The organism is Thalassospira sp. B30-1 (genome assembly GCF_015767575.1).
GTDB classification, from domain to species: Bacteria; Pseudomonadota; Alphaproteobacteria; order Rhodospirillales; family Thalassospiraceae; genus Thalassospira; species Thalassospira xiamenensis.
In genome coordinates this window covers 4,010,342-4,022,761 of record NZ_CP065232.1, presented here as the reverse complement: position 1 = coordinate 4,022,761, position 12,420 = coordinate 4,010,342, and the positions used below count along the sequence as shown (strand labels likewise).

The following is a 12,420-nucleotide window of genomic DNA, read 5'->3' as shown; positions in this document are numbered from 1 at the left end:
GCTGCCGGACGGATAGAATCGAAAAGGCCGGATCAAACTCCGGCCTTTTGGGTGTTCGAACGATCCGTATGATCAGGAAGGTGTTTTTTCCTGGTTGACGGATTTCATCGGAATCGCGGTTTTGGCTTCCTGCTGTTCGGCTTCGGCTTTTTCGCGGGCTTCCTCGATCTCGACGTCACGTGATGTCAGGGTCGGCAGATTAAACTCCGCCTGTGCTTCGCGTTCAAGTTCCCGTGTGCGGTCATCAATCCTGCTTTTGATGGTTTTCATAAATGTTTTGCGATCCAGATCCGGCTCAATCGCGGGCAGGAATTCCATGGTGACCTCGCCACCGTATTTCATGAAGCTGTGACGTCCCCAGAACATGCCGGAATTGATGGCAACGGGAATGACCGGCGTATTGGGGAACGCCTTGTATAGCGCATAAATACCGGGATGATACGGCCGATCCGAACCGGGCGGTGTGCGGGTTCCTTCGGGGAAGATTACGATCTGCCTGCCGTCCTCAAGCGCACGTTCAGCACCCTTGATCATGTCTTTCAGGGCGGATGATCCAGCCGATCTGTCGACCGCAATCTGCCCGGAAAACAACAGGAACTGCCCCATCAACGGAATGCGGGTCAGTTCCTTTTTCAGGATATATGCCGGGTCAGGCACGACCGTGTGAAAGGTCAGGGTTTCCCACGCAGACTGATGTTTGGCAACCAGAATACAGGGGCCTTTGGGCAGGTTTTCAAGGCCGCGAATACGTTTATACATGCCAACAGAGATGGCCAACGCGCCTTGCGTCAAATGACACCACATATGTCCAACAAGCTGATTGGCCTTGCGACCAAACGGCATCAGGGGAACCATACAAATGCAAAGTGCTGTTGTACCGGCGAAAAACAACACGTTAAACAAAAACGCGCGCAGGGCTCTCATGCAGACAGATCCTTCAAACACTTAGTCAAAGGGTTTGTAACAGTTATACGACACGAGTGAAACGCTGTATCTTCAACCCGATTTCTGCGCCGGGCGATTTGATGCGGAATAATCCTGTCCGGAGGGGTCTGGTGTCGGGGCGGGGCCATGCAGGTTGGCGCGATCACCGTCTGGCAGCAGCCGCAGGATATAGTTCCTGAGGCTGGCAAACAGGAATTTGTTATATTCGCTTGCGATCAGGCTGGCGCTTCCCGGCCACCGCCACCAACTGTCGACCTTGACGTTATCGGGGAACACCGGGTGGGCGATGATTTCGACATCGGGCATCAGGCTGCGAAATTCCAGAAGCGACCTCGGCATGTGATAGTTTGCCGTGACGATGCGCAGGCTTTTATAGCCTTCCTCATACACCCAAACCGCCGTTTCCTGCGCATTGCCGCGGGTGTTTTCCGCAACATGACCCAGAACTACACAGCATGAAACCAGCCGGGGATCGGCTTTGCCCGCCGATAGAAGCTCGTCGACTTCAACCCCGCGATAGACGCCGGAAATAAACAGTTTTCTGGCAAGCTGGCGGGTCAGAAGACGGCGCCCTTCCGAAAGCCGTTCACTGCCACCGGTCAGAACAACGATGGCGTCAGTCTTGCGATCAGGTTCATCAACCGCGGTTGGAATGATGTCGACATACCAGATAAAGCCACCCGCCCAGACCAGCCCCAGCAGGATCAGGGTCGATAGCAAAAACCGGAACCGGCGAAAGCGTCGTCGGTGCTGAACGGAAAGGGGCGGCCTATTCATATGATTGGGCCTGGCGGGACGCTGGCATGCGACGGGGCTCTCCTTTTGGGACAAGGTCATGATCCGAAACAGTAAATGATCACGACGCTGCAGGCCGACTATACGGAGGAGTGAGGCAGGTTACAACATTCTGCGCAAGACACGCAGCACAGTTCTTTTGGCCGTCATCTGTGCGACACCGGCGACCACGAACGGAATGGCGATGATGATGCCGATGAAAAGCGGGCTGAAAACCAGTGTCGGGATAGGCCATCCGGCGCGCAGGCCAAGCCACGCGATCACACCCGAAACCGGCAGGGCGATCAGAAGGCCGATCAATGCCCCGAAAAATGCCAGCCGCAGGTTATGGCGGGCAAACTGGCCCGCGATATAGGAATCCTGTGCCCCGATCAGATGCAGCAATTCAATGATCGTCCGATGGATTGAAAGACCCGAACGTGTGGCAAAAACAACCGACAGCATCGTTGCCCCAAACAGCACGACGATTAACGCCATCAATGCCAGTTCCACCGAAAAGGCAACATCGGCAATCCGTTCGATCCAGATGCGATGATCGTCCAGAACGGCTTCGGGGGCGATTTCACCCAGACGGCGTTCAAGCATATCGAAATTAAACCCGGTTTCCGGGGTGATTTCGATAATGCGCGGGATCGGTAATTCGCTGACGATTTCATCGGGGCCAAGCCACGGTTCAAGAAGGGCCGACATGGTTTCGGGGCTGAGTTCCTCGATCCGGGAGATGCCGGGCATGTCGGCGAGCTGTTCGATAATATCGTCAACGGTTGCCTGCAAAGCCTGTTCGCGTTCTTCGGGGTCGCGATCCGCCATGCCGGTCGGGGGAACCTGTATCGAAAGGCTGCCTTCGATCTGACCGGACCATTTGCCGACACTGTCATGCAGGGCCGCCAGGCCAACGATCGAAAACGTCAGCAAGGCCACCATCAATGCGACGATGCTTGGCAAAAAGCGCGTCGATGAGTCGCTATCAAGTGGCAGATGTGACGGTTGCGAACGAAAAGCCATGATCGATTTTGGGTCCTGTCTGAGCCAGTTGCCGTCGGTTTGGTCGGTTACGCGCTATGCGTGATGTCGTGCAGGGTGCCAGCCTCAAGCAGCCATTGATTATGGCCAAAGCGACGCACAAGTTGCCGGTTATGGGTGGCGATCAGCACCGTGGTGCCAAGTTTGTTCAGTTCTTCAAAAAGATATAACAGCCGCATGGCGATCCGGTCATCAACGTTGCCGGTCGGCTCGTCAGCCAAAAGCAGGGCCGGGCGACCTATAACCGCGCGCGCAATGGCAACGCGTTGCTGCTGCCCGCCGGAAAGCCGGGACGGCACCGCGTTGATCTGATCACCAAGGCCGACCCATTCAAGAAGTTCGGTCACGTTCTTGCGGATTTGCAAATCCTCGACCCCGGCGACGCGTAGCGGCAGGGCGACATTTTCAAAAGTCGTCAAATGATTGATCAGGCGGAAGTCCTGAAACACCACGCCGATCTTGCGGCGGATGGCGGGCAGTTCGTCGCGCGGAATGCGGATATTGTCGCGTCCGAAAATATTGATCTCGCCGCGTGTCTGGCGCAGGGCAAGATAGAGCAGGCGCATCAATGTCGATTTGCCCGCGCCCGAAGCCCCGGTCAGGAAATGAAAGCTGCCACGATGCAGGGTAAAGTTCAGATCGCGCAGAATCTCCGGCCCGGATTCATAGCGGACACCCACATTCCTGAAACTTACGACTTCAGTCAAAACTTGCGCTCCATATCGCAGCACGACGTATCAGACCCGACATAACATGATAATGATGGGGCCGGTTGAACAATTGCAAAAGTCCGATCTGGCTGATCCCAAAGTGGGTATCATTATAGATTGGCCGAAAATATGACGACTTAAACAGTTCTTCGGATGTCATCTAAGCACCATATGTGCAATGCTGTGCTATCCAAATTGGGGCAGCTTCAGTTATCTGTGCTTAACAGTCTGTTAAATCGCCGCTATTTACATATAGTGTAGGTTCTGCCCTACCCGGCGAATTCGGGGGATCGCCGGAAATCACTAGGTTATGGCCGTGCCCCGGGTTTCATGCCGCTGACATCGAGATGCCAGGTTTGCAATGATCATTACTTGCCCAGATTGTTCAAAAAAATACTCTGTGAAAACAGAGGCGATCGGCCCAAAGGGCAGAACCGTACGCTGCAAGAACTGCGGCAATAGCTGGCATCAGGACCCGCCGGGAATGAAAACCCCGTCGCCAGCACAGGAAAACAAGCTGCCGCCGCCTTTCGATCAGGATGGCGCGCTTGGTGCCGATTTCAATGCCGATCAGATGCCAGGTCAGGTTGATCCCGGTTTCGAGGACGCGGACAAAATTCCCGATCCGCCCCCCATCCCGCAGCAGCTGATTCGCAACAATCCGAAACCGCCTGCGAAATCGAAAAAGGGTGTGATTGGCTGGATCCTGTTCTTCCTGATCCTTGGCGGGATTGGTGCGGGCGGATATTTTGCCAAAGATATCCTGATCAATTTGTGGCCGCCGATTGCGAAGGTCTATGACATGGTCGGGCTTGACGTCCCTCATGTTGGCGAAGGCCTTGATATTCGTGAATTGCCGCCGACTCGCGAAGAAGAAGACGGTGTTGACGTTCTTGTCGTTCGCGCCGAGATCGTCAATATCGATGAGATCGACCGGGCGTTGCCCTATTTGTTGATTGAGCTTCTCGATCCGCTGGATCGTGTGGTTCAGCGCAAAAAGGTGCCGCTGATCTATGACGAAAGTGCGGTGCAGGGCGGGGCGGACATGCCGATGGAAGCCCAGATGCTGCCGGTTGGTGAAACCATGACGGTCGAAACCAAAATCCGCCGTCCGAACCCGACAGCAACCCGTTTGCAGGTCACATTCCTTGACCCGCGGGAAGCGGTTGAACCCTGACCGGTTTGATCTGAAAATGACAAAGGGCAGCGATCCGTCGCTGCCCTTTTGTTTTATCTGTGTCGTCCTTTGGACAGGCCTTTAGAACCGTTTCAGCAAGCGATCAATATATTCCTGTTCGATCACCGGGCGGTCCGGGTCGCCGGAACGACGGCGGAGTTCCTGAAGAATGCGCCATGCCCTTTCAAGGGTGTCGACTTCGGGGATGACGGTGGTGCCATCGCCGCCCACCGGCCGACCAAGCGGATCACGATTGCCCGACCCCTGAAGTTCATCGAGCATCGGCATCATCTGGCTTAAACCTTCAAGAGCACGGCTTAACTCGCCAATACCCTGTTGCAGGGCTTCCATGGCCTGTCCCTGTTGTTGCAGGGCTTCGTGGGCACGGTTGTGGTCAAGGGCCTCTGCGGCGCGTTGCATGGCCTCTATCGCGGTTTCAATGCCGCTGAGATTGCCAAACTGGCCAAAGCCGGAATTATTGGTCAGGTTCTGTGCGTCCCCGGCAAGATTTTGCTGCTGCTGGGCGCGGTTGCCATTTCCGCCGGGGCTTGACGGATTGTCACCCTGGTTCATCAGGTCCTGCTGGCGGCGGGCAAGATCACGAATGCCATCAAGCATTTCGCGCAAGGTGGATGTGATATCGGCCCCGCCGTCGCCCGATGTGATCTGCATGTTTTCGACCAGTTCGCGCAGGCGGTCGATCAGGGCGCGCGCCTGATCACGCGCACCAGCCTGCATGAGTGCTTCGATCTGATCGACGATACGTGACAGGTCCTGCTGTTCAAGGATGGCGGCGGGGCCCTGTTGCTGGCTTTGCTGATTCTGCGGTGCCTCGCGGGCGAGGGCGGCCATATATTCGTTAAGGGCGCGGCGATAGTTTTCGATCAGATCGGCGATTTCGGCTTCGGTCACGTCCGGGTTGGCAAGGGCATCCAGCAGCCGTTCCTCGGCCTCCATCAGATTGCGTTCGGCCATGCCATAGCTGCCGCGTTCGATCTCTTCGGCGATGTGCCAAAGCAAACCGGCCACGTCTTGATGGACCGCGCGGTCGCGCAGATGCGCCGAAAGCCGTGCCTCGGTCACGGAAAGTGCCAGAAAAATGCCGATATGGCCGTTGAATGCCTGCGGGGCATAAATGACAGGCAAAAGGGCGTTGCGCATTTCAAGGGCCTTGTCGGGATAGCGCAGCAATCCGCGGCGGATCGTGATCAGTTTTTTGGCGACGGGATGGGTGAACTCGCGTTCGGGCAGGATAATCGAACGTATGTCGCTTTCACCATCCTGTCCGGCATTGTCTTTTGATACCAGTTGCAGGTTAACCGGGAGCCCCGCCCATGGATGGGATACCAGATCAATGAAACGTGGTCCTTCGATCCGTGTTGGCATGGCGGCCTCCCCCCCCGGGGTGTCGCCACCAGACAGATCGATACGGATATTATCGATGGTGCCAAACTGTTCCCGACCAATGCCGTCGGTTGCGGGTGTGATAACCAGTTCAAGATTTTTCATGCCGTAATCATCGGTCGCAACGTAATCCAGCCGGATATGTTCGCGCCGGGTAATCGAAGGCGGGCTTACGAATGAAAGGGCGGGTGGTTTATCGGCAACCAGATTGACATTAAGGGTCAGCCGATCCGTGCCCCACACCGAAATGCGCCATGGTCCGGCCTGATCAAGAGCGGTCGAGAGGACATAGCTGTTGTCGCTGCTTTCGGAAATGTCGCGTTCACCGGTCGGCGTATGCAGGGTCGGTTGCCAGACGCTGCCGATGCTGCCGGCCAGTGTCGATCCGACAGGCACGTCGACATCAATGACGCGTGATGCGTCAGAGCCGCCATCATCCTGCTTTTGCGCGCCTTTAACCTGTTCAAACCGCAGGACGCGCGGGATTTGTCCGGTATAGGCCGGTGGGGTCACCCACAATGTGGTGCTGAAATCGGCGGTACCCAGCCGTTGCAGGGGGCTGAATGCCTTGTAAAACCGCTCGCTGATACGGTCATGGCCCGCAAACAGCCCAACGCTCAGGAGCAATACCGGCAAGACGACCAGCCCGTATCGATCCACCCTGGCAAGGGACGGCGCGGGACGCGGCAGATGCAGATGGTTCAGCATCGCTTCGTGGCGTTGCAATTGTTTTTGCCACAGATAGCTGGTCAGTGGGTCGTCGCGATCTTCGATATGGTCTTCAAGGCTTTGCAGCGGGTTGTTTTCAAGGCCGTTTTCCTGTTCCATCCTTTGCAGGACAGCACGGCGATTGGGCCATGTGAAATGGCGCCACGGCAGGATAATGGCAGCAAGACCGGCAACCGACAGGATCGACAGCAAAATGATATGCCCGGTCGCGGGCAGTATTTCAAAGGTACCGGTCAGGGTCAGACCGGCAATCAGCATCACGATTGTCAAAGGCGGGATCAGCCGGGGCCACACCCGTTCCCACGACATGATCATCCGCGCCAGGCGCAGATGCCGTTCCAGTCGGGGATTGGGTGGTATGATCGACATATCGATTTCAGGCCCCTGCAATCGCCCCGTGTCCGGGACATGTGACGCCAGCGTGGTCCTATGAACAGATTTCAGACCTTAATCTAAGTTTGGGGCTTTGGCGGGGCGGGTCAAGTCAGGATCGCGGCCAGGCCAAAATAAAAGGCGGTCCCTGAAGGGCGGCAGCCTTGGACGGTATATAAAGTTTTTTCAAAAAGTTCTTGATTTGTTCTTTTGATTATGGCATAAGAGAAAAGTCAACGGGAGAAATGCACCCGGACAGAAACCCGCAAGGCCCTGAGCCTCGCGGGTTTTTGCGTTTGGGGCCGGATCAAAGAGGGGATCAGGATGCAGCGGCAAGGATTGAGGCAGGGTGGAGGGGCAGTCCGCAGGATATGCGTCGGCGGATGGCGGAGCCATTACGGCGGTATTACGCGCCGGTTCTAATACGCTTTTAACACGCTTGTTTGTCATGACGGGAGAGGTGCGTCTTGTCGGGGAACGGACCCCGGATTTGCCGGAAGCGGCAGCAATGGCAGCGGTGGCGGCAGTGACGGCATCGGATTGTGGCCCGTCGGTGGTGGACAGGTTGGTGGCAGTGCGCCCGAAGTCCGTCTGCCGGTGAAAATGGCGGATGCCCGAGGTGTGTCTGAACGTCGGGGTAGTAGGTTGTCGCCTTGGCCGGACGGTGATCGATGCGGCAGAGAGCCCGATGATGGTCCGTCGGCGACGGTTGCTGGAGGCCCGAGTTGTGTCTGGGCTTCTGAGGTCACGGCATTGCTGAATTTGGCCGAAGCGGGCAACGAGGGTGCGGGCGGTCGGCGAGCCGTCCATTGGTCAGGCTGGCAGGGGACCGAGGCCCGACCGGGGTTCGGTGGTCGTGGCCGGAGCTCGCGGTAAGCCTGTGGCTGGGGTCGTCTGTTGCCGTGCTTCCAAAGTTTGGCGTTCCTATCCTGTCATTGTGTGAATTGACGCATAAAAATGGAAACGCGACACATAAAATTAGAATGGGCAGAGCAAGTTCATTTGAGTGAAATGAGTTCGCTCTGACTTTCTTTCCCGCAGATATTTTTGCGACGCGGTGTCTGGTTACCGATACTCTTATCAGCTCCGAAACCGAACTTTCTTTTTCTGGCACAATAACTAGACATCCCTGTTTTGAGCAAAATACTGAGCTGGTGTGCTGCCCAGGGCTTTTTTGAACATTGTGATAAAGGCATTCACGGACTCATATCCCAGCGCACCTGCAACATTCTGCACCGCCTCACCACTGGCCAGTTCCCGCAGGGCAACAACCAGATGCAGTTGCTGTCGCCAGCGCCCAAAGGTAAGACCCGTTTCCTGCACAATCAAACGGGCGAGAGACCGTTCGCTCATCGCGACATGCCTGGCCCAATCCTTCAGCGTGGTGCGATCAGCAGGGTCGAGCGTCAAGGCATCTGCCATCAGCTTAATTTTTGGATGATTGGAAATTGGCAGATTAAAACGCTCTCGTGGCATGTCGGCCAATTCATCAAGCATGACACGCGCAAGCCGCGCCGCATGGCTATCGGGCGGATACGCACAGCAATCCCGGGCCAGCCGATCAATCATTTCGCGGATCATCGGTGAGATCGACAACGTACAACAGGTTGCAGGCAAATCAGCCGCCCCTGGCGCGACAAACAGATAATTAAGGCATGCGTTCGCCGTGGCACGCGCGCTATGCGGAACATCACCCGGAATCCAAACCCCGCAATTGGGTGGCACCACCCAAAGCTCGTTACCTGCACGACAGGTAACAGCCCCGCGCAAGGCCAAAATCAACTGCCCTTTGCGATGCACATGCAAAGGTACTTCACCAGCGTGGTCCGAGAAATTCAGCTTATAGGCGAGTGCAGGCACAGGTATGAGGTCAGGATCAAAAACAGAAACAGCAGATCGTAATTCCGTCATGAGAATGGCAGTTTTTAGTGATTTTATGTCATAATATCGAATTTATTAGTTTTTGCAAATCATTCACAATCGCGGGCATTGAGGACAACACGCTCCAGGAGGTCCCTTTTGACCCAGGCCATAAAAATTGGAATAAACTTCTTTTGTTCTCCCACCCTGAAGATTGATGCAAACGCAATCCTATTTTCCGCCAAAACCTTCATTGCGGCGATGCTGGCCTATTACATTTCGCTCCGGATCGGGCTGCCCCGCCCGTTCTGGGCGATCATAACGGTGTATATCGTCTCGCAAACCTCTGCCGGTGCATCCCTTAGCCGGGGTGTATATCGCTTTGCAGGCACCTTCATCGGGGCTATCGCAACCGTAGCCATCGTCCCGAACTTTGTGAATGAACCGATTTTATGCAGCCTCATCCTCTCTGGCTGGATTGGTTTGTGCCTGTTCTTTTCGCTGCTTGATCGCACGCCCCGCGCCTATGCCTTCGTTCTTGCAGGCTACACCGCAAGCCTGATCGGCTTCCCCAGCGTCCTTGATCCCGGTGCGGTTTTCGACATCGCATCCTTGCGCGTGCAGGAAATTTCCATCGGCATTCTCTGTGCCGTACTGATACATCGTTATGTCCTGCCAAAACGCATGACGGGCCTATTTACCGGTAAACTTGCTACAACAATGCAGAATGCGCATCAACTGGCCAGGGATGCGCTAAATGGCACGCCAGAAGAAAACCGTAGCGACCGTAAACAGCTCTCGCTTGACCTGCTGACGCTTCAGGATCTGGCCACCCATCTGCCTTATGATCCAGCACCTGTCATACCCCATCGCAGAATTCTGCGTCTTATTCATGATCGTCTGGCGCGGTTGCTTCTGCTCACGACAGAAATCGAAGAACGCATTCATTTTCTGCGTCATGATGGCGATTTTGCCCCTGCCGAACTTACCCGCCTGATCGATGACGTCAGGACATGGTGCACACTCGCAGATATCGCCGATGAGAGCGACGCAACGTTTGATCTGATCGCACATGCACGAACCGTGCAAAAACAATTGGCGAAAGAAAAGGCATCTTCGGTTGATTTGGTTGGTGCGAACCTTGCCGGCCATCTTGCCGAGATGATCGGCCTGCTTCATGACTGCAAGCAATTGAAGTTCAGTGCAACTCTTATCAATCCTCTTCGGAACACAAGATCGCTGCATGGTCCCAAACACGCCAGGGGCTATGTTTATCACCGGGACTCCCAGATGGCCGCGCGTGCTGCACTTGGCGCCATTACGGGCATTTTATGCGGCTGTGCATTCTGGATATGGTCAGGCTGGACAGAAGGGGGAACCGCTGTTTCCGTTCTCGGTGTCTGTTGCACCCTGTTTGGCAATTTCGATACGCCGGTGCCCTTTGTTGTCAAATATACCATTGGCACATTGTATGGCATCGCCTTCAGCCTATTTTACAGTTTCTTCATCCTGCCGCAGGTCATGGATTTCGCCGTTCTTGTCGCAGTTCTCGCACCGGTTTTCCTGCTCGCGGGCTCCCTTCAGGCGCGCTTGCCTACCATGATGACTGCCCTTGGCATTACCCTGACCATTCCAATCCTGTCAGGCCTCGGCACCAATTATTCAGGTGACTTTGCTGCCTCGCTCAATATCTCGATTGCAGTCTTGGTCGCCGTAAACTTCGGGGCACTAAGCATGTCCATATTTCAAACAGTTCGCGCTGACACTGCGATCAAAAGACTGCTCGACCTTAGTCGACGGGATATCGGACGCCGCGCATTGGGCCATGCCCCCAACGAAGCGCGCTGGATCAGCCTGATGATAGACCGGACAGCACTGTTGCAGCCCAAACTTCGGGCATCCGGCAAGGCCTATAGCTCTGTCCTGGACGACACGCTGCATCATCTTCGCATCGGCCATGTCGCAGGTCGGCTCCACAAGATGATCCCCCTGCTTCCGTTCGAAACAAGAGCCCCGATAAAGGACCTTCTTTTGGCAACCGCAAACTATGTCAATGCCAGAAAGCCGACAAAGAACCATGACCCTGTGCCGCTTAACCAGCACATCGCGACTGTGATGGCGATCAGCACACAAGGCCCAAAGAAAAACCGGGCACAAATACGCGATCTGCTCATTGACCTATGCTTTGCCCTGGGTGCAGCGCCCCTTTCGCAGGCGGGAAAACCTGAATCATGACCCAGGATGTCAATTTCTGGGGAGTTCTGATTCCCGGCTTGGTGGTTCTCGCCGCTATGGCACTGGTCGGAACCATCGCAACCATACGCTTGCTGTTCGCTACCCGCTTATCCCGCATCTTTACCTACAGACCGCTCATCGAGCTCGCCCTCTTTATCACCATTTACGGTCTGCTCACGCTATACCTGCCATTAAACGGACTTTTACCGTGAAAACTGTTATTTCTCTCGTCGGCCGCTACATCGTTACTCTTTGTCTGGTCGCTGTATCGGCCTTTGTCGCGTTCAAGGCTTGGAGCCATTATGACAAAACACTCTGGACCCGAGACGCCCGCGTTGGCGTTGATGTCGTACAGATCGCCCCGGAAGTTTCCGGCACGATCCGTTCTGTTTCCGTTGCGGACAACCAATATGTAAAACAGGGCGACGTTCTATATCAGATAGAGCCAGAACGCCTGGAACTGGCTGTAGCCCTGGCCAAAGCAGATGTCGAAGCAAAACAACAGGACATGATTGTCCGGCAGGCAACCGCCCGGCGACAGCGCCAATTAAAGGATTTCGCATCCCGGGAAGCCATTCAGCAAGCGAATGGTGCCGCAGCAGTTGCCAGCGCGGCCTATCAATCGGCGCAGGCCTCCCTCGATCTGGCCAAACTCAACCTCGCCCGATCGACAATCCGTTCAACAGTTGACGGCTATGTAACCAATCTAAAGCTCCGCCCAGGCGATTATGCGACGGCAGGTATAACAAAAATTTCCGTCATCGATGCCTCCAGCTTCTGGGTCACCGGATACTTTGAAGAAACGAAGATAGGCCGGATTCATATTGGGGCGCCCATATCGATACAGCTGATGGGTTTTGACCAACCGGCATTTGGTCATGTTGAAAGCATTGGCCGCGGCATAGAAAACAGCAATGACACACCGGGGCATCTCGGCCTCCCCAATGTCGCCACAACATTTTCATGGGTTCGCCTTGCCCAACGGATCCCTGTTCGCATCAAAATTGACAAAATCCCTGCCAGCATAGAGCTGGTGGCTGGCATGACCGCAACGGTCCAAGTCATGCGTCAAGATAAAGCGACAAATACCGACAACCACGCCTTATCTGCGTCCCCCGATCTTGACGGCCTATATCGCCTCAAACATAGCGAAGACTGATACAGGCCAAG

Annotated in this window: 11 protein-coding genes; 5 read left to right on the top strand and 6 right to left on the bottom strand. The window is 55.3% G+C overall.

Going from position 1 to position 12,420, the window contains the following annotated elements; translation table 11 throughout:
* Positions 1 to 72: 72 nt before the first annotated feature.
* The 4 genes from IT971_RS18875 to ftsE form a co-directional block, all read right to left on the bottom strand.
* Positions 73 to 924, bottom strand: a complete 852-nt coding sequence (locus IT971_RS18875) for a 1-acyl-sn-glycerol-3-phosphate acyltransferase (RefSeq protein ID WP_063094382.1) — start codon at positions 922 to 924, stop codon at positions 73 to 75.
* A 72-nt stretch (positions 925 to 996) separates the two neighbouring features.
* Positions 997 to 1,722: a YdcF family protein gene (locus IT971_RS18870; protein ID WP_062948446.1), complete on the bottom strand. Its 726-nt coding sequence runs from the start codon at positions 1,720 to 1,722 to the stop codon at positions 997 to 999.
* A gap of 120 nt (positions 1,723 to 1,842) precedes the next feature.
* Entirely contained in the window at positions 1,843 to 2,745 is a 903-nt protein-coding gene (locus IT971_RS18865; RefSeq protein ID WP_063094384.1) for an ABC transporter permease, read from the bottom strand.
* Positions 2,746 to 2,792: 47 nt separating this feature from the next.
* A complete protein-coding gene (ftsE, locus tag IT971_RS18860) occupies positions 2,793 to 3,470 on the bottom strand; it encodes a cell division ATP-binding protein FtsE (protein WP_037987102.1) in 678 nt (225 codons plus the stop codon).
* Between the two features lie 364 nt (positions 3,471 to 3,834).
* Between ftsE and IT971_RS18855 the strand changes: the two genes are divergently transcribed.
* Complete coding sequence (locus tag IT971_RS18855; protein ID WP_074624793.1) at positions 3,835 to 4,650, top strand: DUF3426 domain-containing protein; 816 nt, start codon at positions 3,835 to 3,837, stop codon at positions 4,648 to 4,650.
* Between the two features lie 81 nt (positions 4,651 to 4,731).
* On the opposite strand, the gene IT971_RS18850 is transcribed toward IT971_RS18855, so the two are convergent.
* Positions 4,732 to 7,152, bottom strand: a complete 2,421-nt coding sequence (locus IT971_RS18850) for a DUF4175 domain-containing protein (protein ID WP_065701851.1) — start codon at positions 7,150 to 7,152, stop codon at positions 4,732 to 4,734.
* Between the two features lie 352 nt (positions 7,153 to 7,504).
* Between IT971_RS18850 and IT971_RS18845 the strand changes: the two genes are divergently transcribed.
* Entirely contained in the window at positions 7,505 to 7,756 is a 252-nt protein-coding gene (locus IT971_RS18845) for a hypothetical protein (protein ID WP_139189979.1), read from the top strand.
* Positions 7,757 to 8,274: 518 nt separating this feature from the next.
* Here IT971_RS18845 and IT971_RS18840 read toward each other — a convergent pair.
* A complete protein-coding gene (locus tag IT971_RS18840) occupies positions 8,275 to 9,066 on the bottom strand; it encodes a helix-turn-helix domain-containing protein (protein WP_065701850.1) in 792 nt (263 codons plus the stop codon).
* Between the two features lie 108 nt (positions 9,067 to 9,174).
* Here IT971_RS18840 and IT971_RS18835 point away from each other — a divergent pair, with 108 nt between their 5' ends.
* From IT971_RS18835 to IT971_RS18825, 3 genes are read left to right on the top strand one after another with little or no spacing between them, the layout of a single operon-like run.
* Positions 9,175 to 11,250: an FUSC family protein gene (locus IT971_RS18835; protein ID WP_223304876.1), complete on the top strand. Its 2,076-nt coding sequence runs from the start codon at positions 9,175 to 9,177 to the stop codon at positions 11,248 to 11,250.
* Positions 11,247 to 11,462: a DUF1656 domain-containing protein gene (locus IT971_RS18830; protein ID WP_065701848.1), complete on the top strand. Its 216-nt coding sequence runs from the start codon at positions 11,247 to 11,249 to the stop codon at positions 11,460 to 11,462. The genes IT971_RS18835 and IT971_RS18830 overlap by 4 nt, the downstream gene beginning before the upstream one ends.
* Positions 11,459 to 12,409 (top strand): efflux RND transporter periplasmic adaptor subunit, encoded by a 951-nt coding sequence (locus IT971_RS18825; RefSeq protein WP_083195722.1) that lies wholly within the window; start codon positions 11,459 to 11,461, stop codon positions 12,407 to 12,409. The genes IT971_RS18830 and IT971_RS18825 overlap by 4 nt, the downstream gene beginning before the upstream one ends.
* Positions 12,410 to 12,420: the final 11 nt, after the last annotated feature.

What these genes read in the sequence shown, in the direction of transcription:
- IT971_RS18870 (WP_062948446.1), bottom strand. Translation starts at nt 1,722, where the DNA reads ATGAATAGGCCGCCCCTTTCCGTTCAGCACCGACGACGCTTTCGCCGG.
- IT971_RS18875 (WP_063094382.1), bottom strand. Translation starts at nt 924, where the DNA reads ATGAGAGCCCTGCGCGCGTTTTTGTTTAACGTGTTGTTTTTCGCCGGT.
- IT971_RS18830 (WP_065701848.1), top strand. Translation starts at nt 11,247, where the DNA reads ATGACCCAGGATGTCAATTTCTGGGGAGTTCTGATTCCCGGCTTGGTG.
- IT971_RS18855 (WP_074624793.1), top strand. Translation starts at nt 3,835, where the DNA reads ATGATCATTACTTGCCCAGATTGTTCAAAAAAATACTCTGTGAAAACA.
- IT971_RS18850 (WP_065701851.1), bottom strand. Translation starts at nt 7,152, where the DNA reads ATGTCGATCATACCACCCAATCCCCGACTGGAACGGCATCTGCGCCTG.
- IT971_RS18865 (WP_063094384.1), bottom strand. Translation starts at nt 2,745, where the DNA reads ATGGCTTTTCGTTCGCAACCGTCACATCTGCCACTTGATAGCGACTCA.
- IT971_RS18840 (WP_065701850.1), bottom strand. Translation starts at nt 9,066, where the DNA reads ATGACGGAATTACGATCTGCTGTTTCTGTTTTTGATCCTGACCTCATA.